The 24,174-nt window shown below is 63.5% G+C and carries 19 protein-coding genes and 1 pseudogene; 4 read left to right on the top strand and 16 right to left on the bottom strand.

The window, feature by feature from the left end:
- Positions 1 to 28 precede the first annotated feature (28 nt).
- From BFP99_RS21550 to BFP99_RS21500, 10 genes and pseudogenes are all read right to left on the bottom strand, one after another.
- Complete coding sequence (locus BFP99_RS21550; RefSeq protein ID WP_065927214.1) at positions 29 to 724, bottom strand: anaerobic ribonucleoside-triphosphate reductase activating protein; 696 nt, start codon at positions 722 to 724, stop codon at positions 29 to 31.
- A pseudogene (locus BFP99_RS21540) lies at positions 724 to 2,907 on the bottom strand (ribonucleoside triphosphate reductase); the annotation flags it as partial. The pseudogene BFP99_RS21540 and the gene BFP99_RS21550, both read right to left, overlap by 1 nt.
- A 918-nt stretch (positions 2,908 to 3,825) precedes the next feature.
- A complete protein-coding gene (moaA, locus tag BFP99_RS21535; RefSeq protein WP_065924657.1) occupies positions 3,826 to 4,812 on the bottom strand; it encodes a GTP 3',8-cyclase MoaA in 987 nt (328 codons plus the stop codon).
- Position 4,813: 1 nt separating this feature from the next.
- A complete protein-coding gene (locus BFP99_RS21530) occupies positions 4,814 to 5,728 on the bottom strand; it encodes a peptidylprolyl isomerase (RefSeq protein ID WP_065948145.1) in 915 nt (304 codons plus the stop codon).
- Between the two features lie 10 nt (positions 5,729 to 5,738).
- On the bottom strand, positions 5,739 to 6,419 hold the full coding sequence (gene narI, locus BFP99_RS21525; protein ID WP_065948144.1) for a respiratory nitrate reductase subunit gamma: 681 nt from the start codon (positions 6,417 to 6,419) through the stop codon (positions 5,739 to 5,741).
- Positions 6,412 to 7,167: a nitrate reductase molybdenum cofactor assembly chaperone gene (gene narJ, locus BFP99_RS21520; RefSeq protein WP_065948143.1), complete on the bottom strand. Its 756-nt coding sequence runs from the start codon at positions 7,165 to 7,167 to the stop codon at positions 6,412 to 6,414. The genes narI and narJ overlap by 8 nt, the downstream gene beginning before the upstream one ends.
- Before the next feature lie 3 nt (positions 7,168 to 7,170).
- On the bottom strand, positions 7,171 to 8,709 hold the full coding sequence (narH, locus tag BFP99_RS21515) for a nitrate reductase subunit beta (RefSeq protein WP_027607174.1): 1,539 nt from the start codon (positions 8,707 to 8,709) through the stop codon (positions 7,171 to 7,173).
- A gap of 1 nt (position 8,710) precedes the next feature.
- Positions 8,711 to 12,484, bottom strand: coding sequence for a nitrate reductase subunit alpha (locus tag BFP99_RS21510; RefSeq protein ID WP_065948142.1), 3,774 nt, complete (start codon positions 12,482 to 12,484; stop codon positions 8,711 to 8,713).
- A gap of 57 nt (positions 12,485 to 12,541) precedes the next feature.
- On the bottom strand, positions 12,542 to 13,939 hold the full coding sequence (locus BFP99_RS21505) for a NarK family nitrate/nitrite MFS transporter (RefSeq protein WP_065948141.1): 1,398 nt from the start codon (positions 13,937 to 13,939) through the stop codon (positions 12,542 to 12,544).
- 2 nt (positions 13,940 to 13,941) lie between these two features.
- Positions 13,942 to 15,198, bottom strand: a complete 1,257-nt coding sequence (locus BFP99_RS21500) for an MFS transporter (RefSeq protein ID WP_141690804.1) — start codon at positions 15,196 to 15,198, stop codon at positions 13,942 to 13,944.
- Between the two features lie 310 nt (positions 15,199 to 15,508).
- On the opposite strand from BFP99_RS21500, the gene BFP99_RS21495 reads away from it, so the two are divergent.
- The 3 genes from BFP99_RS21495 (at position 15,509) to BFP99_RS21485 (ending at position 18,968) form a co-directional block, all read left to right on the top strand.
- A complete protein-coding gene (locus tag BFP99_RS21495; protein WP_065948139.1) occupies positions 15,509 to 17,311 on the top strand; it encodes a HAMP domain-containing protein in 1,803 nt (600 codons plus the stop codon).
- Positions 17,308 to 17,955 carry a two-component system response regulator NarL gene (gene narL, locus BFP99_RS21490; protein ID WP_065948138.1) on the top strand — a complete coding sequence of 216 codons (648 nt, stop codon included), beginning with the start codon at positions 17,308 to 17,310 and terminating at the stop codon, positions 17,953 to 17,955. The genes BFP99_RS21495 and narL overlap by 4 nt, the downstream gene beginning before the upstream one ends.
- Before the next feature lie 332 nt (positions 17,956 to 18,287).
- Entirely contained in the window at positions 18,288 to 18,968 is a 681-nt protein-coding gene (locus BFP99_RS21485; protein ID WP_065924648.1) for a Crp/Fnr family transcriptional regulator, read from the top strand.
- Here BFP99_RS21485 and BFP99_RS21480 read toward each other — a convergent pair whose 3' ends face one another.
- The 6 genes from BFP99_RS21480 to pdxH all read right to left on the bottom strand — a co-directional run bounded on the left by BFP99_RS21480 (position 18,969) and on the right by pdxH (position 23,864).
- A complete protein-coding gene (locus BFP99_RS21480) occupies positions 18,969 to 19,448 on the bottom strand; it encodes a ubiquinone anaerobic biosynthesis accessory factor UbiT (RefSeq protein ID WP_065924647.1) in 480 nt (159 codons plus the stop codon).
- On the bottom strand, positions 19,442 to 20,332 hold the full coding sequence (locus tag BFP99_RS21475; RefSeq protein ID WP_065948137.1) for a U32 family peptidase: 891 nt from the start codon (positions 20,330 to 20,332) through the stop codon (positions 19,442 to 19,444). Before BFP99_RS21475 ends, BFP99_RS21480 begins: the two co-directional genes overlap by 7 nt.
- 10 nt (positions 20,333 to 20,342) lie before the next feature.
- Entirely contained in the window at positions 20,343 to 21,338 is a 996-nt protein-coding gene (locus tag BFP99_RS21470; RefSeq protein ID WP_065948136.1) for a ubiquinone anaerobic biosynthesis protein UbiU, read from the bottom strand.
- Between the two features lie 9 nt (positions 21,339 to 21,347).
- A complete protein-coding gene (gene glp, locus BFP99_RS21465) occupies positions 21,348 to 22,580 on the bottom strand; it encodes a molybdopterin molybdotransferase MoeA (protein ID WP_065948135.1) in 1,233 nt (410 codons plus the stop codon).
- Positions 22,577 to 23,131 carry a molybdenum cofactor biosynthesis protein B gene (gene moaB, locus BFP99_RS21460; protein ID WP_065924644.1) on the bottom strand — a complete coding sequence of 185 codons (555 nt, stop codon included), beginning with the start codon at positions 23,129 to 23,131 and terminating at the stop codon, positions 22,577 to 22,579. Before moaB ends, glp begins: the two co-directional genes overlap by 4 nt.
- Before the next feature lie 85 nt (positions 23,132 to 23,216).
- Positions 23,217 to 23,864, bottom strand: a complete 648-nt coding sequence (gene pdxH, locus BFP99_RS21455) for a pyridoxamine 5'-phosphate oxidase (RefSeq protein WP_065948134.1) — start codon at positions 23,862 to 23,864, stop codon at positions 23,217 to 23,219.
- A gap of 93 nt (positions 23,865 to 23,957) precedes the next feature.
- Here pdxH and BFP99_RS33725 point away from each other — a divergent pair, with 93 nt between their 5' ends.
- Positions 23,958 to 24,080 (top strand): hypothetical protein, encoded by a 123-nt coding sequence (locus BFP99_RS33725; protein ID WP_256098196.1) that lies wholly within the window; start codon positions 23,958 to 23,960, stop codon positions 24,078 to 24,080.
- The last annotated feature ends 94 nt before the right edge of the window (positions 24,081 to 24,174 follow it).

Raw genomic sequence — 24,174 nt, 5'->3', positions numbered from 1 at the left:
TCTATAAAAATCCGCTTGAGGGCGCCGATCACCCTCGCAATACAAAAGCAGGAAACAACTCGCGCAATCGGCTCCATAACTCCGGCAAGGCAGCCTGTGCCGGAGAACTCGACAATTGCGCATCGAGCATGCTGGCCGTGCGCACCATTTGCACCGCAAAGCGTTGCACGCCGTTGGCTTGCAAACGCTGGGCCAGCAACAGCAACCGAGGCGGGTCGATCAAATGCCAATGCACCGTGGTGCGGCACTCGTACTCGACGCCGCTGGCCAACAGGGTGTCGAGGCTGCGCCAGTTGGCGGCGCCGCTGTGCTTGACCTGGGTAATCAACTGGCAATCCTCGGCCAGCGCCTTGACGTCAAAGCCGACCCAATCGGCATGCCGCAACGCATTGGCAAACCCTGCCGGCTTGATCCCGGCGCTGTGCAGGCCGACGCGAAACCCCATCGCCCGCACTTCATCCATGGCCGCCGGCAAGCCTTCCTGCAAGGTCGGCTCGCCACCGCTGAACACCACGGCGTCGAGCAAGTCCTTGCGCCGCTGCAAAAACAGCAACACCCGGCGCCAATCCACCTCCGTGCTACCGCGCGGCGGGATCAGGTCCGGGTTGTGGCAGTAACGACAGCGCCAGGCACAGCCCTGGCAAAACAGCACACAGGCGAGCATGCCGGGGTAGTCGAGGGTGGTCAGGGGCACCAGGCCCCCGACCCGTAGCGCTCGACTCATTGGCGCCCGGCCACGGCGGCCGTTTCAGTGAAATGCACCCGTTCCTTGTGCTCGGATTGTTTGCCGGGATTGAACGCCGACACGGGCCGGTGATAGCCCATCACCCGGGTCCAGACTTCGCAGCGCTGACGTTGTGGCTGGGATGCTTGCATGTGAATCTCCTTGCGGGTTGGAAGATCGGTTCAGTGCGCAGCGGCCAGTGCCAGCACTTCATCGCACTTGGGACAGAACTCATGCTCACCGGCGAGGTAACCGTGCACCGGGCAGATCGAGAACGTCGGGGTGATCGTCAGGTACGGCAAACGGAAACGCCCCAACGCCTTGCGCACCAGTTGCTTGCAGGCCTGGGTCGAGGAAATCTGCTCGGCCATGTACAGGTGCAACACGGTGCCGCCGGTGTACTTGCATTGCAGTTCGTCTTGCAGCTCCAGGGCTTCGAAGGGGTCTTGGGTAAAGCCCACCGGCAGTTGCGAGGAGTTGGTGTAGTACGGCGCGACGTCGCTGCCGGCCTGCAGGATGTCCGGGTAGCGCTTGCGGTCTTCCTTGGCGAAGCGGTAGGTGGTGCCTTCCGCCGGGGTGGCTTCGAGGTTGTAGAGGTGGCCGGTGTCTTCCTGGAAGCGCAGCAACGTAGCGCGCACATGGTCGAGCAGCTTGAGGGCAAATGCGCGGCCTTCCTCGGTGTGCATGCCCTGCTCGTCGCCGGTGAAATTGCGCAGCATCTCGTGCATGCCGTTGAGGCCGATGGTGGAGAAGTGATTGCGCAAGGTGCCGAGGTAACGCTTGGTGTACGGGTACAAACCGGCGTCCATATGGTGCTGGATCACCTTGCGCTTGACCTCCAGGCTTTCCATGGCCATGTCCATCAGGCTGTCCAGGCGTTGCAACAGGCCCGAGGTGTCGCCCTTGAACAGGTAGCCGAGGCGCGCGCAGTTGATCGTCACCACGCCCAGGCTGCCGGTCTGCTCCGCCGAACCGAACAACCCACCGCCGCGCTTGAGCAGCTCGCGCACGTCCAATTGCAGGCGGCAGCACATCGAGCGCACCTGGTTGGGTTGCATATCGGAATTGAGGAAGTTCTGGAAATACGGCAGGCCGTAGCGCGCGGTCATCTCGAACAGGCGGTCGGCGTTCTCGCTGTCCCAGGGGAAATCGTGGGTGATGTTGTAGGTGGGAATCGGGAAGGTGAAGACCCGGCCCTTGGCATCGCCGGCCTGCATCACTTCGATGTAGGCGCGGTTGATCAGCTCCATTTCCGCTTGCAGGTCGCCATAGGCAAACGGCATTTCCTCACCACCGATCACCGGCACCTGCTCGCGCAGATCCTCCGGGCACACCCAGTCGAAGGTCAGGTTGGTAAACGGCGTCTGAGTGCCCCAGCGCGACGGCACGTTGAGGTTGTAGATGAACTCCTGCACCGCCTGGCGCACCTCGGCGTAACTCAGTTGGCCCTTGCGCACATAGGGCGCCAGGTAGGTATCGAACGAGCTGAACGCCTGGGCGCCGGCCCATTCGTTTTGCAGGGTGCCGAGGAAGTTGACCATCTGCCCCAGGGCGCTGCTCAAGTGCTTGGGCGGCCCCGCTTCGACACGGCCCGGCACGCCATTGAGGCCTTCGTGCAGCAGCGAACGCAGCGACCAGCCGGCGCAATACCCGGCGAGCATGTCGAGGTCATGGATATGCAAATCCGCCTCACGGTGCGCGCGGCCAATCTGCTGGCTGTAGACCTCGTCGAGCCAGTAATTGGCGGTGACCTTGCCCGACACGTTCAACACCAGCCCCCCCAGGGAGTAGCCCTGGTTGGCATTGGCTTGCACGCGCCAGTCTTCGCGGTCGAGGTATTCGTTCATCGAGGTGGCGACTTCCACCAGGGTCTTGCGGTCGCGACGCAGGCGGCCGTGTTGTTCGCGGTAGACGATATAGGCGCGCATGGAGAGGAAGTAGCCGGCGTCCATCAGCACGCGTTCGACGCTGTCCTGGATTTGTTCGACGTCCAGGCGTTCGATGCCCCTCAGGCGGGCCAGGACAGCGCCCAGTAACAGGTCGACGTCGGCCTCCTGGTACTCGCCGGTAGCGGTACCGGCGGCGGTCAGGGCGTGGTGGATTTTTTCGGCGTTGAAGGGGACCAGGCTGCCGTCGCGTTTGTGTAGGCGGGTGCTGACCAGCGGGGTGAGCGTGTTTTGCATTTTCCGGGCTCCAGGCACTACATGTAGATATTTTTAGGTTTACAGACACAATATGCAGTGAGGTTACGGAGAATGGGGTGGGGGTCCCTTGATCGGGGTCAAGCTTTTTTGATTGGGTACATATCCGTTATTTAGGTAACGGCGGCTTAGGGTTCCGCCCTTACGGCGGGTCACTTTTGGAAAAGAGCCCCAAAAGTAACCAAAAGGGCTCTTGCCCCAACACTCGGCACCTCGCCTAGGCTCGGTGTGCCCTCACTCCGGCTTGAATCCGTGGGCCGCCGTCATGGGCCATCCCTGGCCCAGGACGGCTAACCCGGCGTCCTGCCGGGTTACCCACGGATTCAAGCCTGCGTTCGGCCAGCGTGTTTGACGGGGCGCCTAGGATCAAGATCAAAAGCCAGAGCAAAAGCAGAGCAAAAGCAGGCTGAGGTCTACCTGCTGGATGGAGATCCAAATGTGGGAGGGGGCTTGCCCCCGATAGCGGTGAGTCAGTCAACCCAAGTATCACTGACCCACCCTCATCGGGGGCAAGTCGAATCGTCGCACCGCCCCTCCCACATTTTTAACCCAGTACACCAGACCCGACTCCGGTCGGCTCTAAGGCCGCCGCGCTTTGGCTCTTGATCTAAAATCGCCCCGTCAAACACGCTGGCCGAACGCAGGCTTTGGAGCGTGGGTAACCCGGCAGGACGCCGGGTTAGCCGCGCTGGGCCAGGGATGGCCCATCGCGGCGGCCCACGCTCCAAAGCCTTCGTTCGGGCACACCGAGCCTAGGCGAGGTGCCGAGTGTTGGGGCGAAGCGTTTTTGGTTACTTTTGGCGCTCTTCCAAAAGTGACCCGCTGTAAGAGCGGAACCCTAAGCCGCCGTTACCGAAGAAACGGATATGTACTCAGTACCACACCACCCCACACCTCCCCTCACCCCCCACTCATATTCATAAACCGCACCACCTGCACCTCCCCCGCCCCACTGAAATCATGCCGCAACGGCTTGCCCTTCAACCCCCTGTGCAACGCCTCGACCAACGGTCCATCCTCCAACGGATAGCGCCGTAACAACGCGCGAAAATCCAGCGCATCCTCCTGCCCCAGGCACAACAGCAACTGCCCTTCCACCGTCATCCGTACCCGATTACAACTGCCACAGAAATTATGGGAATTAGGCGAAATAAACCCCACCCGCGTCCCAGGATGCCCCGCCAATCGCACATACCGCGCCGGCCCGCCGCTGTTCTCGGTGCTATCGATCAGCCCATGCTCACGGGCAATCACCGCCCGTACTTCATCGCTGGAGCAGAACGTCTCCCCCCGCGATCGCCCCACGTCCCCCAGGGGCATTTCCTCGATAAAACTGATGTCGATCCCCTGGTCGATGGCGTACCGCACCAACGCCGGGACCTCGTCAAAGTTGCGCCCCTTCATTACCACGCAGTTGAGCTTGACCCGCTCGAACCCCGCATCCCGCGCGGCCTCGATACCGTCCAGCACCTGGCGCAGATCACCGTTGCGAGTGATCCCACGAAAGCGTTGCGCATCCAGGCTGTCGAGGCTGATGTTCATGCGCTTGACCCCCGCCTCCACCAACGGCCGCGCCAGTCGCGCCAACTGCGAGCCATTGCTGGTCATCACCAGTTCACGCAAGCCCGGCAGTGCCGCGATGTTGCGGCACAGCCCGACAATGCCCGGGCGAATCAGCGGCTCGCCCCCGGTGAGGCGGATCTTGCGCACGCCCTGCCCCACGAACAGCGCGGCCAGGCGTTGCAGTTCTTCCAGGGTCAACACCTGCTGGCGCGGCAGGAATGTCATGTTTTTCGCCATGCAGTACACACAACGAAAATCGCAACGGTCGGTCACCGACAAGCGCAGGTAATCGATCGAACGGCCCACCCCATCCACCAGGCTCATGTCACTGCACCAACGGTGAGTCGGCACCCTGCAGCGCGATGCCGAGGATGTCCGCTGCGCCGATCAGGGTTTGCAGGTACTGCACCAATGCCTTCTGCCACACCCCTTGCTGCAACTGGGTGCGAATCGCGACCGCGACCGCTTCATAAGGCAGCGGCTGGCCTTCGATACGCTGGTCGACGCTGATTACGTGCCAGCCATAACGGCTCTCCAGCGGCTTGGCGGCCAGGCCTGGGGCCAGGGTGAACAGCTGGCGCTCCAGCTCGGGCACGGTCTGGCCCTTACTCACCTGGCCCAACGAACCGCCCTGGGCCTTGGACGGGCAGGCCGAGTACTTGAGCGCCAGTTCGGCAAACTGGCCCGGATGTTCTTCCAGGCTCAGCAGCAGGACTTCAGCCTGGGTGTGCGCCAGGTGGCGCGCCTCGGCGTCGTCCGGCGCGCACTCGAGCAGGATGTGCCGCACCGCCAGCAACGGCGCGCTGTGAAAGCGCCCACGGTTGTTCTCGAAGTAGCGCACGCAGGTGGCTTCGTCGCAGTCGGGCACCGTCACCTCACGCTCCAGCAGCAGGCGCGTGGCGGCTTCTTCTTCGTTCTCGCCGGCGGCGATTTCCACCGCCAGGCCCAGCTCGGCGATCCGCTGTTGCAACAGCTCGCGGATCACCAGCGCGCGGGCGGCCAGGTACACCGCTTCCTCGCGGCTGGCGGCCGGGTGGTATTGCAACTCCAGGGCCATGGCCTCGGGCGTGACCGCCACGCCGTTGACGCTGATGATCGGCCATTCCTGTTCACTGCTGGCGATTAACTCCGGCGCCTTGATTTCCTCGAAAGAAGCCTGGGCCATCACCGGTTCCTTGGCCGACGAGCCGCAACCACCGCTGCCGCCGTTACCGCCACCACATCCGCATCCTGTAGTCATGACGTTCTCCTCAGTACTTCTGCCGCACGATTTGATAACGACGCCCCAGGTACCAGATCGGCGCGCTGACCATGTGCACCAGGCGGGTAAACGGGAACAGCACAAACAGGGTCAAGCCCAGCGCCACGTGGGCCTTGTAGATCAGCGACACCGGCGCAATCGACTCGGCCGCTTCCACCGGCCGCAACAGCACCACGTTCTGCGCCCAGTCGGCGAGCATCACCATCACCGAGCCGTCCATATGCCCGGTGGACGCGACGATGGTCAGCAAGCCCAGCAGCAACTGCGCGAGCAGCACCAACAGGATCAGGATGTCCGACGGGCTCGAGGTCGCCCGCACGCGCGGATCGCCCAGGCGACGCTTGACCAGCATCAGCAGGCCCACCAGGCACAGCAGGCCGAAGAAGCCGCCCGAGACCATCGCCAGCAACTGCTTGTTCTCAGTGCTGATCACATGGTGGTAAACCGACGCCGGGGTCAGCAGGCCGACAAAATGCCCGGCCAGCACGAACAGCACGCCGATGTGGAAAAAGTTGCTCGCCACGCGCATGCCCCGGTTGTTGAGCATCTGGCTGGAACCGGCCTTCCAGGTGTACTGCGACAGGTCGAACCGCGCCCAACTGCCCAACAGGCAGATCGCCAGGGCCACATAGGGGTACACCCCGAATACCAGCAAATTCCACTTAGACATTACCCACCTCCCCGGCGGGCGCTGCGGCCCGGCCTTCTTGCTGAAAATCCACCCAATGCAACGGCACCGCGCTTTCTTCGCGGGCCTTGCCGGGGGCGCTTGGCATCGAGCCGCAGCGGTCCTGTTGCTCAGCCTGCATAAAGTCCACCGCCTCCTCTTCCCAGATTTTGTCCAGGGCTTCGAGGGAGTCGTCCCGCGGTTCGGCGGCGACCTGGGCGCGCAGTTCGGCCACGGCCTGGTGCGGCTCGGCGCCGGCAATCTGCAACAACGCACGGAAGCAACTGGCATAGCCGCTCTCACGCTCGTCCAGACGCGCAGCGAGCAAGGCCAGCAGGTGCGCCACATCCGCCAGGCCCTCACGGGCCTCGATGTCTTCGCGGGTGGACAGGAACTCCAGGTACAACGGGATGTAGTCCGGCAGCTCCTTGACGCCGATGGCAAACCCGGCTTCTTCGTACTGGGCCATCATGTCGACCATGGCCTGGCCGCGGTCGCGGGACTCGCCGTGCACGTGTTCGAACAACAACAGCGACAGCGAACGGCCCCGGCCAAACAGCGCGCCGTAGTGTTCCTGGCCGTCCATCAGGTCATTGGCGCAGATCAGTTCCAGCAGCTCGAACAACGCACCGCGCTGCTTGGGGCTGATTTCCCGGGATTCGAGAATCGCCTGCTCCAGTTCATCGCGACCGTTCACCAAGGTTTCAGTGGGGTAGTCCAGCAGCAACGAAATCACTTTAAGAATGCGCATGGCTCAGTCCTCCCAGATCTGGACGGTTTTCAGCACGTCACGGCGGTTGGCTTTCTTGGCGCCGAACATGTTGGTGTCGGAGCTGCCGCTGCAACCGCTGCCGAAGCTGAAACCACAGCCGGAGCGTTCGGCGAACGCGTCGCTCATGGCGTCTTCACGGTGGGCGCTCGGTACCACGAAGCGGTCTTCGTAGTTGGCGATGGCCAGGTAGCGGTACATCTCTTCCACCTGCTCCACGCTCAGGCCGACGTCTTCGAGCACTTGCAGGTCCTGTACGCCATCGACTTGCTGGGAGCGTTTGTAGGCGCGCATCGCCAACAAGCGCTTGAGTGCACGCTTGACCGGTTTTTCATCGCCGGCGGTGAGCATGTTCGCCAAGTAGCGCAGCGGAATACGCAGGCTGTCCACATCCGGGATCACCCCGTTCATGCCCACGGTGCCGGCCGCGGCGGCGTTCTGGATCGGTGACAGCGGCGGCACGTACCAGACCATCGGCAAGGTGCGGTATTCCGGGTGCAGCGGCAGTGCCAACTTCCAGTCGACGGCCATTTTGTACACCGGCGAACGCTGGGCCGAGTCGATCACCGACTGCGGCACGCCATCGGCCAGGGCCTGACGAATCACCGCCGGGTCATTCGGGTCGAGGAAGATTTCCAGTTGCTTCTCGTACAGGTCCTGCTCGTTGGCGGTGCTGGCCACTTCGCTGATGCGGTCGGCGTCGTACAGCAGCACACCGAGGTAGCGAATCCGACCCACGCAGGTTTCGGCGCACACGGTCGGCATACCGGCTTCGATACGCGGGTAGCAGAAGATGCACTTCTCGGACTTGCCGCTCTTCCAGTTGAAGTAGATTTTCTTGTACGGGCAGCCGCTGATGCACATGCGCCAGCCCCGGCACTTCTCCTGGTCGATCAGCACGATGCCGTCTTCTTCACGCTTGTAGATCGCACCGCTCGGGCAGGATGCCGCACACGCCGGGTTGAGGCAGTGCTCGCACAGGCGCGGCAGGTACATCATGAAGGTGTTTTCGTACTCGCCATAAATGTCGGCCTGGATCTGGTCGAAGTTTTTGTCCTTGCGGCGCTTGGCGAATTCGGTACCGAGGATTTCCTCCCAGTTCGGGCCCCACTCGATCTTTTCCATGCGCTTGCCGGACACCAGCGAACGCGGGCGTGCGGTCGGCTGGTGCTCGCCCAATGGCGCGGTGTGCAGGTGCTGATAGTCGAAGTCGAACGGCTCGTAGTAGTCGTCCAGGCTCGGCAGGTCGGGGTTGGCAAAGATGTTCGCCAACACACGGAACTTGCCGCCGATGCGTGGGTTGATCGAGCCGTTGGCGTTGCGCACCCAGCCGCCCTTCCACTTGTCCTGGTTTTCCCACTCTTTGGGGTAGCCGATGCCGGGCTTGGACTCGACGTTGTTGAACCAGGCGTATTCCATGCCTTCACGGCTGGTCCACACGTTCTTGCAGGTGATCGAACAGGTGTGGCAGCCGATGCATTTGTCCAGGTTGAGGACCATGCCGATCTGTGAGCGAATTTTCATCTCAGTTCTCCTCGATGTCAGTCGGCAATGGGCGCGGCAAATCATCGCCGCTGGAGCCATCGAGCCAGTCGACCTTGGCCATCTTGCGCACCACGACAAACTCATCGCGGTTGCAACCGACCGTGCCGTAGTAGTTGAAACCGTAGGCCTGCTGGGCATAGCCGCCGATCATGTGGGTCGGCTTGAGCACCACGCGGGTTACCGAGTTGTGGTGGCCGCCACGGGTCTTGGTGGTTTCCGAACCCGGCACGTTCACGATGCGTTCCTGGGCGTGGTACATCATCACCATGCCTTCCTTGACGCGCTGGCTGACCACCGCACGGGCGGTCAATGCACCGTTGACGTTGAAGCATTCGATCCAGTCGTTGTCTTCGATGCCGGCACGCTTGGCGTCGATTTCCGAGAGCCACACGATCGGTCCGCCACGGCTCAGGGTGAGCATCAGCAGGTTGTCGCTGTAGGTGCTGTGGATGCCCCACTTCTGGTGCGGGGTGATCCAGTTCAGCACAATCTCGGTCTCGCCATTGCTGCGCTTGCCCTTCACCCCTTCGATGGTGCGGGTGTTGACCGGTGGCCGGTAGCTCATCAACTGCTCGCCGAACGCCTGCATCCACGGGTGATCCTGGTAGAACTGCTGGCGGCCGGTGATGGTGCGCCATGGGATGTTTTCATGCACGTTGGTGTAGCCGGCGTTGTAGCTCACGTGCTCGTCTTCCAGGCCTGACCAGGTCGGGCTGGAGATGATCTTGCGCGGCTGCGCCTGGATGTCGCGGAAGCGAATCGCTTCGTGGGCCTTGGAGATCGCCAGGTGGCTGTGGTCGATGCCGGTGAATTCCGACAGCGCGGCCCAGGCTTTCAAGGCGACCTTGCCGTTGGTTTCCGGGGCCAGGGACAGGATCACTTCGGCGGCGTCGATGGCCGTGTCGATTTTCGGCCGGCCGTGGCTGATGCCCGCAGCGCTTTCGTGATGGTTCAGCTCGCCGAGGAACTCGACTTCTTCATCGGTGTTCCAGTTGATGCCCTTGCCGCCGTTGCCGAGTTTTTCCAGCATCGGACCCAGGGACGAGAACTGCTTGTAGATGTTCGGGTAGTCCCGCTCCACCACCGCCATGTTCGGCGCGTTCTTGCCAGGAACCGGCGTCACACCGGCGCTTTTCCAGTCGGTGCCGCCAAACGGCTGGGCCAGTTCGCCGACGCTGTCGTGCATCAACGGCACGGTGACCAGGTCTTGCTCCACGCCCAGGTGGCCGACCGACATGGCCGAGAACGCCTTGGCGATGCCCTTGTAGATTTCCCAGTCGGAGCGCGACTCCCACGCCGGGTCGATGGCCGCCGACAACGGGTGGATGAACGGGTGCATGTCCGAGGTGTTCATATCGTCTTTTTCGTACCAGGTGGCAGTCGGCAAGACGATGTCGGAATACACGCAGGTGGAGGACATGCGGAAGTCCAGGGTGGTCACCAGGTCGAGCTTGCCGATGGCGCCGTCTTCGACCCATTCGGCCTCGGTGGGCTTGCATTCGGTGCTGTGGCCGATGTCTTCGTTCATCACGCCGTTCTTGGTGCCCAACAGGTACTTGAGCATGTACTCATGGCCCTTGCCCGAGGAACCGAGCAGGTTGGAGCGCCAGATAAACATGTTGCGCGGGAAGTTCACCGGGCTGTCCGGCTGTTCGCAGGCGAAGCGCAGGCTGCCGTCCTGCCAGGACTTGACCACGTAGTCTTTCGGCGTCATGCCGGCGGCAGCCGCATCACGGCAGATGTGCAGCGGGTTGGTGTTGAGCTGTGGCGCACTCGGCAACCAGCCGGCGCGTTCGGCGCGGATGTTGTAGTCCAGGGCGTGTTCCGGGAACTGCGACTTGTCGGCCAGGGGCGAGAGCACGTCGTGCATGCTCATCTTCTCGTGGCGCCATTGCGAGCTGTGGCCGTAGAAGAAGCTGGTGCCGTTCATCTGGCGTGGCGGGCGGTTCCAGTCGAGGCCGAAGGCCAGGGGCAGCCAGCCGCATTGCGGGCGCAGTTTTTCCTGGCCGACGTAGTGGGCCCAGCCGCCGCCGGTCTGGCCGACGCAACCGCAGAGCATGAGCATATTGATCAGCCCGCGGTAGTTCATGTCCATGTGGTACCAGTGGTTCATCGCCGCGCCGACGATGATCATCGAACGGCCCTTGGTCTTGTCGGCGTTGTCGGCGAACTCACGGGCGATCTGGATGGCTTTCTCGCGGCTGACGCCGGTGATCGCTTCCTGCCACGCAGGGGTGCCCGGCACGCTGGCGTCGTCGTAGTCCTTGGCCACGTTGTGGCCGCCCAGGCCACGGTCGATGGCCAGGTTGGCGGCGGACAAGTCGAACACCGTCGCCACTTTGGCCACGCTGCCGTCGGCCAGGGTCACGCTGTGCACCGGCACGCGGCGGAACTGCACGGCATCGCCGGCCACGTGCTGGAAGTGCTCGTGGGCTTCGCCGGCAAAATACGGGAAGGCCACTTCGGCGACGTCGTCACCGATCAGGCTGAGCTTGAGGTCGATGGCGCGGCCTTCACCGCCCTCCTTGGCAAGGATGTTCCACTTGCCTTTCTCGCCCCAGCGGTAGCCGATGGAGCCTTGTGGCGACACCAGTTCACCGCTCTCGTCGAGGGCGATGGTTTTCCATTCCGGGTTGTTGTCCTGGCCGAGGTTGCCGGTGAGGTCCGAGGCGCGCAAGAAGCGGTCGGGCTGGAAGCCGGCGCCGGGCGCGAACCCGGTCATCGGCTTGAGCATCACCAGCACCGGCAAGTCGGTAAAGCGCTTGGCGTAGTCGGTGAAGTAGGCGCTCGGTTTATCCAGGTGAAATTCCTTGAAGATCACATGGTTGAAGGCCTGGGCCAACGCGGCGTCGGTGCCCTGCTTGGGGTTGAGCCACAGGTCGGTGAGCTTGGCTACTTCCGAGTAGTCGGGGGTGATGGCCACGGTCTTGGTGCCCTTGTAGCGCACCTCGGTGAAGAAGTGCGCGTCCGGGGTGCGGGTCTGCGGAACGTTGGAACCCCAGGCGATGATGTAGTTGGAGTTGTACCAGTCGGCCGATTCGGGCACGTCGGTCTGCTCGCCCCACACCATCGGCGAGGCCGGTGGCAGGTCGCAGTACCAATCGTAGAAGCTCAGGCACACGCCGCCGATCAGCGACAGGTAACGCGAACCCGCCGCGTAGCTGACCATGGACATGGCCGGGATCGGCGAGAAGCCGACGATGCGGTCCGGGCCGTATTGCTTGATGGTGTAGACGTTGGAGGCGGCGATGATCTCGTTGACCTCTTCCCAGTTCGAGCGAATGAAACCGCCCATGCCGCGCTTGCTCTTGTACGAGTCGGCCTTGACCTTGTCCTCGACGATGCTCGCCCACGCCTCCACCGGCGACAGGGTCTGGCGCGCGTCACGCCACAGCTTGAGCAGCGGCTTGCGGATCTTCGGGTACTTGAGGCGGTTGGCGCTGTAGATGTACCAGCTGTAGCTGGCACCCCGTGGGCAGCCGCGTGGCTCATGGTTGGGCAGGTCGTTGCGGGTGCGCGGGTAGTCGGTCTGCTGGGTTTCCCAGGTGATCAGGCCGTTCTTCACGTAGATCTTCCACGAGCACGAGCCGGTGCAGTTAACGCCGTGGGTGGAGCGCACGATCTTGTCGTACTGCCAGCGCGAGCGGTAGACGTTCTCCCAGTCGCGGGACTCCTTACGGGTCTCGCCGTGACCGTCGGAGAATTCGTTTTGCTTGCGGTTGAAGAACCGCAGTTGATCCAGTAAGTGACTCATGATGCTTTCCTCATCAGGCGTGCCGTGGGGTGCGTTGCCCCGCGAATTCGTGGTCGATCAGCAGGGTGTGGCGCAGCCTTTGCGGGCGTACCACCACCAGGTCACGACAATGCAGCTCAGGTAGAAACCGACAAACATGTAGAAGGCCATCGCCGGGCTGCCGGTGGCGGCCATGGATGTGCCGAAGGACTTGGGAATGAAGAACGCACCGAAGGCACCCATGGCCGAGCTGAAGCCCAGCACGGCGGCGGATTCCTTGCCGGCATCCTTGATCGCCTGCTCGCGATCGGCGGCGGATTTACCGGCACTGGCCTTCTCGTGCTGGGTGCGGAAGATCACCGGGATCATGCGAAAGGTGGAGCCGTTGCCGACGCCGGTGGTGATGAACAGCAGCATGAACATGCCGAGGAAACCGTAGAAGCTGCCGCCCTGCCCGTTCTGCGGCAAAAAGTGCAGCACGCCGAACACCATCACGATCATCAGCACGAAGTTCCACAAGGTCACCCGTGCGCCGCCCAGCTTGTCCGCCAGCCAGCCGCCGAGTGGGCGCACCAGGGCACCGACCAGCGGGCCGAGGAAGGCGAATTTCAGCGCCACCACATCGGGGAACGAGGTCTTGATCAGCAGCGGGAACGCCGCCGAAAAGCCGATGAATGAGCCGAAGGTGGCCAGGTACAACCAGCACATCAGCCAGTTGTGCTTGCGCTTGAAGATCACCGCCTGCTCGCTGAACGAAGCGCGGGCGCTGGACAGGTCATTCATGCCGAACCAGGCCGCCACGGTGACGGTGAGGATAAACGGCACCCAGATGAAACCGGCGTTCTGCAGCCAGAGTTGACTGCCATCCGCCAAGGTCTGCGGTTGACCGCCCACCAGGCCGAACACGCCGAACGTGATCACCAGCGGCACGCAGAACTGCATCACCGACACCCCCAGGTTGCCGAGGCCGGCGTTCAGGCCCAGGGCCGTGCCTTGCTGCGACTTGGGGTAGAAGAAGCTGATGTTGGACATGCTCGAGGCGAAGTTGCCGCCGCCGAAACCGCACAGCAGCGCGATCAGTACAAACACGCTGTAGGGGGTGTTGGGGTCTTGCACCGCAAAGCCCATCCACAGCGACGGCAGCAGCAGCGACGCGGTGCTCAGGGCGGTCCAGCGGCGGCCGCCGAAGATCGGCACCATGAACGAGTAGAACACCCGCAAGGTGGCACCGGACAGGCCCGGCAACGCCGCCAGCCAGAACAGCTGGTCGGTGGTGAACGTAAAGCCGATGGCGTTCAGGCGCACGATCACCGTGCTCCACACCATCCACACGGCGAAGGCCAGCAACAGCGCGGGAATCGAGATCCACAGGTTGCGGGTCGCGGTCTTCTTGCCGCTGGCGCCCCAGAACGCCGGGTCTTCAGGGCGCCAGTCGTGGATCACCGGCCCCGAGCCGGGCTTTTGCGCGATGGACATGTTCATTCTCCTTGGAGAGGTTGGGCGGTTTTGCCCAACAGCGGTTGCTTGCGCATTTCGCTGAAGTACATCCAGGTCAGGGACACCCAGACCACGCCGTACATCAACATGAAGCAGGACGAGCGCACGCCGGTGAGGTCCACCAGGGCGCCAAACAGGATCGGCAGCACAAAGCCGCCCAGGCCACCGGCCAGGCCGACGATGCCGGACACCGCGCCCATGTTCTGTGGGTAGTCATTGGCGATGTACTTAAACACCGAGGCCTTGCCGAACGCGAAGGCGATGCCCATCACAAACAACAGCACGGTGAACAGGGTGGCGTTGAGGCCGATATGGAAATCCAGGGGACCGTTGACGGTCTGCACCTGCAATTGGGTCTGCGGGTAGCTGAGCAGGAACAGGCAGATCCAGCTCACCCACAGCACCCACCAGGTCACGCTCTGGGCGCCCCAGCGGTCGGACATCCAGCCGCCCACCGCACGCAGCACGCCGCCGGGCAGGGAGAAACACGCGGCCAGCAGCGCGGCGCTTTGCAGGCTGAAGCCGTATTCCTGCACGTAGTACTTGGTCATCCACAGCGCCAGGGCCACATAGCCGCCGAATACAATCGAGTAGTACTGGCAGTAGCGCCACACGGCCGGGTCTTTCAGGCACAGCAACTGCTGGCGCAGGCTGGCGCCGCCGCCACTGCGGTGGGTCTTGTTCTCGCTGGTGAGGAACCAGAACAGCAGCGCGGTGATAAACAGGATCGCGCCGAACACCTTGGGCACCAGGTGCCAGGTGCCGAGGGCGATCAGCGCCGGGGCCAGAAACTTGGTGACGGCGGCGCCCGCGTTGCCGGCGCCGAACACGCCCATGGCAAAGCCCTGGTTCTCTTTGTCGAACCACTTGGCGACGTAGGCGATGCCCACCGAAAACGAACCGCCGGCCAGGCCGACGAACAGGCCCAGCACCAGGAACTGCCAATAGGCGGTGGCGTAGGTGATCAGGTACAGCGGCAGCACACAGGCGAGCATCAACAGGAAGAACACGATGCGCCCGCCGAAGCGGTCAGTCAGCAGGCCCAGGGGCAGGCGTACCAGGGAGCCGGTCAACACCGGCGTGGCGGCCAACAGGCCGAACTGGGTTTCGTTGAGTTGCAGCAGCTCTTTGATGGGTACGCCCAACACGGCGAACATCATCCACACCATAAAGCAGACGGTGAAGGCGAGTGTGCTCATGCCCAGCACCAGGCCTTGTCTCATACGGGGTTGAGTCACGGTATGCGCTCCAGAAAGTGATTCCATGGGCGCAGGTTAGGGGCGACACCCCCGTGGAACTTGACCCAGGTCAACGTCCGCCTGGGGGGTATGGGGCTATGCTGGCCCCACATACCTCTAAGGAGGTAGTCCTAACAACAAGAGAAAGTCTTTATTTATCAATGGATTGGTCTCTTGTGCCGGCGTTTTCCCGTGGGAGGGTTGGCCGGCAACTCTTTAGAGGTAGTGCGCCAGGGATTGCGGTTTTTCAGCCCTTTTCCCTTTGCAGGTGCCGCCATGCAGGCTCTCAACCCCCTTCGATCACGCCGCCATGTTTAACTGGCTGCGCAGCTCCCTGCCCGCTCGCGCCGGCCTGGCGGTAATCCTGATCGCCATTCTCGCCCTCGCCAGCTCCTTGAGCGCCGGCTTGATCGCCTGGTTCAGCCAGGGCGACGCGGCCGCCATCAACACCGCCGGCTCGGTGCGCATGGAGACCTACCACCTCAGCTGGAAACTCGCCGCCGGGGCCCCTGCCGACGAGATCGACGCCATCACCCACAGCCTGCAAGGGCGCCTCGACAGCCAATCGCTCAAGGCGGTGCTCGAAGACGGCCCGCGCAGCGCCCTGCTGCAGAGCTACCAACAGATCCAGCAGCGCTGGGACACCGATCTGCGCCCGGCGCTGGCCCGTGGCGACGCGGTGCTGTTCCAGGCCAGCGCACCGGAGTTCGTCGAGCAACTGAACCAATTCGTCAGCCTCCTGCAACAACACAGCGAACAGAAACAGGGCTGGCAGCAAGGCATCCAGGGCCTGGCACTGTTCAGCACGCTGATCATCCTGCTGATCGGCCTGTACGAATTGCAGTACGGCGTGGTCAACCCCCTGGAAGAACTGGTGCACGCGACCCGGCGCTTTCGTGATGGTGACTTCAAGACCCGGGTCAATCACCGCTCCGAAGACGAGTTGGGGCAACTCGCCCTGAGCTTCAACGCCATGGCCGAGACCATTGAACACTCCCACCGCACCCTCGAGAGCCAGGTGCGGCAGAAAACCCTCAACCTGCAACAAGCCAACGCCGCCCTGGAGCTGCTTTACCAGAGCAGCCGCAGCCTGGCCACGCGCCTGGCGAACGCCGAGGGCCTGGATGAACTGATCCGGCGCTTCCAGAAACGCCTGCCGGGGTTGCGCCTGTCGCTGTGCCTGCAAGGGCACTTCCTGGCGCCGGCCCAGCAGATGCTCTCCCTGAATGGAGGGGATAGCCGCAACGTCTGCGCCATCGGTGATTGCGCGACGTGCCAAAAACAGAAAGTGGCGCTCCCCCAGGTATTCAGCATCAGCAACCAGGGCTCGGAACTGGGCGAACTCAAGGCCCACTTCGACGATGGCCATCCCCCCCAGGATTGGGAAAAACAACTGATCCAGGCCCTGGCCAACCTGATCGGCACCTCGCTGTCGCTCAAGCGCCAGCGTGAACAGGACCACCGCCTGCTGCTACTCGACGAACGCACCATCATCGCCCGCGAACTGCACGATTCCCTGGCCCAGGCGCTGTCGTACATGAAGCTGCAAGTCAGCCGCATGCAAACCCTGATCCGCCGTGGCGAACCGGTGGAAACCCTGGCCACCGTCACCGCCGAACTGCGCGATGGCCTGAACAACGCCTACCGCCAACTGCGCGAATTGCTCACCACATTCCGCCTGCAAATCCACGATGCCGGGCTGGTGCAGGAACTGCAGGAGACCGCCGAAGAGTTCTCGCGGCGTGGCGAGTTCCAGGTGCACCTGCATGTGGACGCCCTGGCCTTCCAACTGTCGGCCAGCGAACAGATCCACTTGTTGCAGGTCACCCGCGAGGCCCTGTCCAATTGCCTGCGCCATGCCCATGCGCAAAACGCCTGGCTGCAACTGCGCCAGGAAGGCGAGACCGTGAGCCTGAGCATCGAGGACGACGGCCGGGGCTTCTGCGGTGAGGTCGACACCCGCGAACACCACGGCCTGACCATCATGGACGAGCGCGCCCGCAGCCTGCATGGCCGCCTCGACATCAGCCCCCGCGAGCCCCAGGGCACCCGCGTGCAATTGCGTTTCCAACCGGAATTTCTCGGCCACTCCCTACAAGGCACCGCCTCATGAACACCCTCACCCGCCACCGTATCCTGCTGGTCGACGATCACCCGATGATGCGCCACGGCATGCGCCAGATGCTTGAACTGGAAGACGACCTGCAAGTGGTCGGCGAAGCCGGCAACGGCCAGGAAGCCCTGGACAAGATCGACACCCTGCAACCGGACCTGGTGCTGCTGGACAACAACATGCCGCACATGAACGGCCTCGAAACCCTGCGCCGCCTGCGCGCCATGAACTATGGCGGCAAGGTGTTGCTGTTTACCGTGTCCGACGCTGAAGACGATATTCGTGATGCGTTGCGCCTGGATGCCAATGGCTATCTGCTCAAGGACATGGAGCCGGAGTTGTTGATCCAGTACATCCGTGATGCGTTGCATGGCGCGTTGGTGATCAGCCCCGGCCTGACCCGCGTACTGGCCCAGGCCCTGCGCTCGCCGCAGCCCCATGGGGCAGTGGAATTGACCGAGCGCGAACGCCAGGTGCTGAGGACGATTGCCAGTGGGCACAGCAACAAGGTGATCGGGCATAAGCTGGGGATTACCGAGGGCACGGTGAAGGTGCATGTGAAGAATTTGCTGCATAAGCTGGGGTTGCGGTCGCGGGTGGAAGCGGCGGTTTGGGCGATGGAGCATTTGCGGCAGGCGGGGTGAGGCTGTTTAACGCTGAACGCGCGGCAGATAGGGCTGTTGTGGTGAGCGGGCTTGTCCCGCGCTGGGCTGCGTAGCAGCCCCAGTCCAGAAGAATGCGGTGTATCAGACACTCTGTAGACACTGGTTTTGGGGCCGCTACGCAGCCCAGCGCGGGACAAGCCCGCTCACCACAGGGAGATTTGTCTGGGTCTGAAAAGTTGTGTAGATACCCTTGCTCATCGGGGTGTAGAACCGTAGACATCGTTTACACAAACCCCGCAAGAGGTACCCCCACAGAGGCATATCAACCCCGCCCCAAGCCCTCTACGCTAGCCCATTGCGGAGGCCCAACCATGCTCACCCATCCCCACATCGTGCTCACCCTGCGTCGCCATCACCTGTTCAGCCAGCTCCCGGAAAAAACCTTCCAGGACGTCTGCACCCTGGCCAATCTCAAGCGCCTGCCCGGCCATGCGCCCTTGATGCATCAGGGCGACGCGGCCGAGCGTTTTTTCCTGCTGGTCAGCGGCCAGATCAAGCTGCACCGGGTCACGGGTGAAGGCCAGGAACATCTGGTGGAAGTCATCCAGCCCGGCCAGACCTTTGCCGAAGCGCTGCTGTTCACCCAGGCCAAGGCCTATCCGGTGAGCGCCACCGCGCTCAAGGACAGCGTGCTGGTCAGCATCGAAGGCCAGCACTACCGCCGGGCCCTGGAGGACCAGCCGAAAATCTGCCTGGCGATCCTGGCCAGCATGAGCATCCACCTGCATCAGCGCCTCAAGGACATCGACACCCTGACCCTGGCCAACGCCAGCCGTCGGGTGATCAACTTCCTGTTCCAGGAGCGCGATGCGCTGAGTGGCGAGGTGGTGCTGCAAGTGCCCAAGCGCCTGGTGGCGTCGAAGCTGGGGATCCAGCCGGAGACCTTTTCAAGGATCCTGCACCGGCTGGTGGAAGGCGGGTTGATCGAGGTGCAGCGGCGCACCATTCGAATCCTCTGCGAAGAACAGTTGATGGGCTATCAGGCCGGCTGATCAGTGCCCGCTATGGCCCGCTGACGCTCGCCCCGCCCGCTCCAGATTCCGCCACAACCAAGGCGGCAACACATCCGGGTCCAAACTGTCGATCAGATTCTTCAACCCCAACCCCAATTCCGTATCCCCCTCAATCACCAATCGGCGGCGAAAGAACAGCGTATCCGGATCTTCCTGGCGGCTGGCCAGCAACAGAAACTCCCGCCAATTACCACTGATGCTGACCTGCGCCTCAGCCTTTTGCGCAATCCGCAACCCATCCCGCCCCAGGGTCAGGTACCAGCACAACCCCAGGTCAGGAATACGCAAACACAGCCAACGCCCGCGCAGCAGGTCAAACCCGCCGTCGCGCAGGGGTTCGGCCAGGCAGCGGTTGAGGGCCTGCTGCAAGACCAGGCGCTGTACGCCAAACGGCACACGGCGAATCAATGGCAACAACCGGTCGGCACCCTTGAGCAGCCATGGTTTACGACTCAGCACAGGCCCACCTCCTCAACCCGCAACATGCCCGCCTGGCCGTGCCAGTAGCCGTTGCAGCCTTCGACATACAGCGGCGGCGTAGCGCCCTGGCGTACCTGGTCGTAGGCACGCACCACCTCGACCATGCCCTCGGCCCGTGGGCTCAGGCGCAACAGATCGGCACCGCTGGACACCAGGCCGGGGTAATCGGCCAGCAGGTTGGTAACGTCGGCGGACATGGTCTGGATGCCATTCAAGGTGAACAGCGCCTGCCCTTCCTGGCTGGTCAGTGGCATGCCGTCGGGGTAGTTGATGCAGCAGAACTGGCAATCGTCCTTGGGGCGGTTTTCCGCGCGGGCGGTGAAGCAACGCGCCGAGTAGGCCAGGGGCAAATGGCCGTAGGCGAAGATCTCCACGTCGGGCAATGGCCGGCCCAATTCGCGCACCTGTTCCAGCACGTCGGCGATCAAGCCCTGGGAGCACTCCACCGGCGGCACCCAGCGCTGCATGCCGGCGTCGAGCAGTTGCACCAGGGCGTGACCGTTGTAGAGGTTGAGCGCCGGGCCGCCGACAAAGGGCAATTTGCGTTCGATCAGCATCTGCACCGCGCCCATGTCGTTGGCCTCCACCAGCCACTCGCCGTTGTCGCACAGGCGGCGCAGGCTCGACAGTTCGGAGGCGGCTTCGATCAAGGTCAGGCTCGACAACACGATCTGCGCCGGGCTGCAGGTCTGCAGCTCCCGCCCCAGGCCCAACCAACGGTCCAGGGAAAACGCGCGGCGCTTGGCACACACGGTTTCGCCCAGGTAAATCACGTCCAGGGGCAAGCCGGCCATGTCCGAGTAGAAGCGCCCCAGGTGTTCCTTATCCCAATAAAACAGCACCGGTCCCAGGCTGAGTTTCATCTGTGTCTCCTCACTGCCATGCACGATGGTAGGCGCCGAGTGTGGTCTGGCTGCCTTCGGATAACCCGGCCAGCACCTGGCGCCATTGGTCCTTGACCACAAAGCTGGCCGGTGCGCTGCGGTGGGCGTCGAGCGCGGCGCGCCAGACCCGGGTGACTTGTTCCACATACGCCGGGCTGCGTTGGCGGCCTTCGATCTTGACCGCTTCGACGCCGATGGCGCTGAGCTCCGGCAGCAGGTCGAGGGTGTCGAGGCTGGTGGGTTCTTCGAGGGCATGGAAGCGTTTGCCGCCGACCAGGAAGCGGCCCTTGCACAGGGTCGGGTAACCGGCGGGTTCGTCGGCGGTATAGCGGTCGATCAGTACTTCGCTCAGGCGCGCACTCAAGCCCTCGGCATCTTCGCTCCAGCGCACCGCCTTGGCCGGCGAGCACACGCCGCACAGGTTCGGCGACTCGCCGGTGATATAGGAAGACAGGTGGCAACGCCCCTCGGCCATGATGCACAGGCTGCCAAAACCGAACACTTCGATGGGCACCGGGCTGCTCGCAGCCACCTGCTTGACCTGGGCCAGGGACAGCACACGGGGCAATACCGCGCGGCGAATGCCATAGCGTTCGGCATAGAACTTCAGCGCCGCCGCGTGGGTGGCCGAGCCCTGTACCGAGAGGTGCAAGGCCATGTGCGGATGCTGGCGGCTGGCGTAGTCGAGCACGCCGGGGTCGGCGGCGATCAGGGCGTCCACGCCGTGGTCCGCCGCGCGGTCGACGGCGCGTTGCCAGCGCGCCCAGATCTTCGGTTGCGGGTAGGTGTTGACCGCCACGTACAGCTTGCGCTGGTGCTGGCGAATAAAGGCGACGGCACCGTCGAACTGTTTGTCGTCCATGTTCAACCCGGCAAAGTGCCGGGCATTGGTGTCATCGCGAAAACCGACATACACCGCATCGGCGCCTTGACGCACAGCGGCTTTAAGCGCAGGCAGGTTGCCTGCCGGGCAGACCAGTTGCATGGGGGCTCCTCAGAGAAATTCAGCGAAAGACACAAACGGCACCGGTTCATCCTTGAGCACCTGATGCTCACGCTCGACGATCACCAGGCCATCGGCCCAACAGGCGGCGGTGAGCATCGCCGAGCTTTGCTGGGGGTGCAGCACGGCGCGCAATTGCCCGTCCTCGCCAGGGCTCAGGCGTGCACGCAGGTACTGGCGGCGCTTGTTGGGCTTGAGCCATTCGAACGCGGCCGGCACCTGGATCGGCACCGGCAACACCCGCTCCACCCCTTGGGCGCGCAGCAGGAACGGACGCACCACCACCAGCGCGGTGATCAGCGCCGCCGACGGGTTACCGGGCAGGCCCAGCCACGGCTTGCCCGCCACTTCGCCAAATGCCAGGGGTTTGCCGGGCTGGATCGCCAGGCGCCAGAAGTCCACGCGACCGAGCGCTTCGATGGCCTGCTTGAGATGGTCCTCCTCCCCCACCGACACACCCGCCGAGGTCAGCAACAGGTCGCATTCGGACGAGGCCAGGGCCAGGGCATCACGGCTGGCGGCCAACTCATCGGCCATCACCCCGTAGTCGTGCACGTCCACGCCCCAGCCACGCAACAACGCGGCCAGGGCATAGCGGTTGCTGTTGTAGATCTGCCCCGGCACCAGCGCCTCGCCCGGATCACGCAACTCGTTGCCGCTGCTGAGCAGGCACACCCGCAACGGGCGATAGACTTTCAACCGAGGAATGCCCGCCGAGGCGAGCAAGCCGATATCCTGGGCGCGCAGGCGCTTGCCGACGGCGATCAGGGTCTGCCCGCGCTGCAGCTCTTCACCCTGCTTGCGCACGTGCTCGCCGAGACGTACCGGCGGGCACCAGATGCGCTGGCCGTACAGGCGGCAACGCTCCTGGGCCACCACCGTGTCAGCGCCAGGCGGTAGCGGCGCACCGGTAAAGATGCGCACGGCCTGCCCGGCCTGCACGCTCACCTTGCTGTGCTGCCCCGCCGCAATGCGCCCGGCGAGCATCAGGTAGCCGCCTTCGGCCGGCACGTCCTCGGCGCGCAGGGCGTAGCCGTCCATGGCGCTGTTGTCGAAACCGGGCAAATCCAGGGGCGAGAACAGCTCTTCAGCGACCACCCGCCCCAGCGCCTGCTCCAGGCCAATCACCTGGCTGCTCGGCGGCGGCGGCGCCTGGGCCAGCAGCGTGGCGATGGCTTCGTCCACCGGCATCAGGTGGCCGCTGTCACACACCGAGACACTCATGAACGCGACTCGCAGGCTTGCAGGGTTTGCTCAGGCTGGGGCTTGAGGTGCGGCACGAAGTTGCACGGGCCGGTGCGGCTGTCCAACTGCCCCGCCAGGATCTGGTCCCAGCCGGTGCGACACGCCCCCGGCGAGCCCGGCATGCAGCACACCAGCACGCCGTTGCTGATGCCGGCCAACGCGCGGGACTGCACGGTGGAAGTGCCGATCTCGGCCAGGGACACCTGGCGGAACAGCTCACCGAAGCCTTCGACATGTTTGTCCAGCAACGGCAACACCGCCTGGGGCGTGTTGTCACGGGCGGTGAAACCGGTACCGCCGGTCATCAGCACTACTTGCACCTCGGGATCGGCGATCCATAGGGAGACTTGCGCACGAATCTGGTAGATATCGTCGATCACCAGGCCACGGTCGATGAGCACATGCCCGGCACTTTCGAGGCGGTCCACCAGGGTCTGGCCGGAGGTGTCGGTGTCGAGGGTACGGGTGTCACTGATGGTCAGCACGGCGATGTTCAGGGGCACGAAATTGCGTTGTTTCAAATGGGCCATGATCAAGGCTCCAGGCGTCAAGAAAGTTGCCGTCAGCCTGCGCCGCAACGGGCGCAGGGCCTATTCCTCCAAGGAGGTATCTCGTTCAGGGGGCCAGGCGCGTGCGCTGCCAAATGCCCGCGTGCAGGCGGTAGTCAAGACGGTCATGCAGACGGTCGGGCCGGCCCTGCCAGAACTCGATGCGCTGCGGCTGCAGGCGGTAGCCGCCCCAATGCTCGGGGCGTGGCGGTTGCTGCCCGGCGAAACGCTCGGTGACCTCTCGCAAGCGGCTTTCCAGCTCGCTGCGATGGCCAAGGGGCTGGCTTTGCGGCGACGCCCAGGCGCCCAACTGGCTGGCGGCCGGACGCGCATCGAAATAATCGTCCGACAACTGCGCATCCGCCCGCACCACCGGGCCTTCGATACGCACCTGACGCTCCAGCCCCGGCCAGAAAAACGTCATGGCCGCATGAGGGTTGCTCGCCAACTCCTGGCCCTTGGCACTCTGGTAATGGCCGAAAAAGAAAAAACCCTCGGCGCTGAAACCCTTGAGCAGCAAGATGCGGCAATGCGCATGGCCCTGGCTGTCCACGGTGGCCAGCGCCATGCTATTGGCCTCCGCCGGAGGCACCTCGGTTTTGCGCGCCTGATCCAGCCACTGACCGAACAGCACCAGGGGATCGTCCTGCACCAAGTCATCACGCAGGCCATAAAGGGTGTAGTTGCGGCGCAATTGCGCAAGAGACAGGGGCATGGCGCAGTCCTCCAGAAAGTTCGCCACAGTGTGGGAACTACCACGAAGTTATCCCTTGACCGCGATCAACATTCGCCCGTGGCATGACGCCGCATGTGGTTGCTTGGGGTGTGGGGGGCTACACAACGGATCGCGTTGCTGTTGCTGTTGCTGTTGCTGTTGCTGTTGCTGTTGCTGTTGCTGTTGCTCTGGCTGTTGCTCTGGCTCTGCTTTTGATCTTGATCTCAGGCGCCCCGTCAAACACGCTGGCCGAACGCAGGCTTGAATCCGTGGGTAACCCGGCAGGACGCCGGGTTAGCCGTCCTGGGCC

The organism is Pseudomonas sp. 1 R 17 (assembly GCF_900067035.1).
In the GTDB taxonomy this organism is placed as follows: domain Bacteria; phylum Pseudomonadota; class Gammaproteobacteria; order Pseudomonadales; family Pseudomonadaceae; genus Aquipseudomonas; species Aquipseudomonas marginalis.
Note: the sequence above shows the minus strand (reverse complement) of the source record. Positions and strands in the feature narration are given on the sequence as shown.

Excerpts from the sequence above, each read along its gene's own strand:
- BFP99_RS33725 (WP_256098196.1), top strand. The coding sequence starts at position 23,958 with ATGTGGTTGCTTGGGGTGTGGGGGGCTACACAACGGATCGCGTTGCTG.
- BFP99_RS21530 (WP_065948145.1), bottom strand. The coding sequence starts at position 5,728 with ATGACTACAGGATGCGGATGTGGTGGCGGTAACGGCGGCAGCGGTGGT.
- BFP99_RS21495 (WP_065948139.1), top strand. The coding sequence starts at position 15,509 with ATGTTTAACTGGCTGCGCAGCTCCCTGCCCGCTCGCGCCGGCCTGGCG.
- narH (WP_027607174.1), bottom strand. The coding sequence starts at position 8,709 with ATGAAAATTCGCTCACAGATCGGCATGGTCCTCAACCTGGACAAATGC.
- BFP99_RS21505 (WP_065948141.1), bottom strand. The coding sequence starts at position 13,939 with ATGTCCATCGCGCAAAAGCCCGGCTCGGGGCCGGTGATCCACGACTGG.
- moaA (WP_065924657.1), bottom strand. The coding sequence starts at position 4,812 with ATGAGCCTGGTGGATGGGGTGGGCCGTTCGATCGATTACCTGCGCTTG.
- narI (WP_065948144.1), bottom strand. The coding sequence starts at position 6,419 with ATGTCTAAGTGGAATTTGCTGGTATTCGGGGTGTACCCCTATGTGGCC.
- narL (WP_065948138.1), top strand. The coding sequence starts at position 17,308 with ATGAACACCCTCACCCGCCACCGTATCCTGCTGGTCGACGATCACCCG.
- BFP99_RS21470 (WP_065948136.1), bottom strand. The coding sequence starts at position 21,338 with ATGCAACTGGTCTGCCCGGCAGGCAACCTGCCTGCGCTTAAAGCCGCT.
- BFP99_RS21550 (WP_065927214.1), bottom strand. The coding sequence starts at position 724 with ATGAGTCGAGCGCTACGGGTCGGGGGCCTGGTGCCCCTGACCACCCTC.
- pdxH (WP_065948134.1), bottom strand. The coding sequence starts at position 23,864 with ATGCCCCTGTCTCTTGCGCAATTGCGCCGCAACTACACCCTTTATGGC.
- BFP99_RS21510 (WP_065948142.1), bottom strand. The coding sequence starts at position 12,484 with ATGAGTCACTTACTGGATCAACTGCGGTTCTTCAACCGCAAGCAAAAC.
- glp (WP_065948135.1), bottom strand. The coding sequence starts at position 22,580 with ATGAGTGTCTCGGTGTGTGACAGCGGCCACCTGATGCCGGTGGACGAA.
- narJ (WP_065948143.1), bottom strand. The coding sequence starts at position 7,167 with ATGCGCATTCTTAAAGTGATTTCGTTGCTGCTGGACTACCCCACTGAA.
- moaB (WP_065924644.1), bottom strand. The coding sequence starts at position 23,131 with ATGGCCCATTTGAAACAACGCAATTTCGTGCCCCTGAACATCGCCGTG.
- BFP99_RS21475 (WP_065948137.1), bottom strand. The coding sequence starts at position 20,332 with ATGAAACTCAGCCTGGGACCGGTGCTGTTTTATTGGGATAAGGAACAC.
- BFP99_RS21485 (WP_065924648.1), top strand. The coding sequence starts at position 18,288 with ATGCTCACCCATCCCCACATCGTGCTCACCCTGCGTCGCCATCACCTG.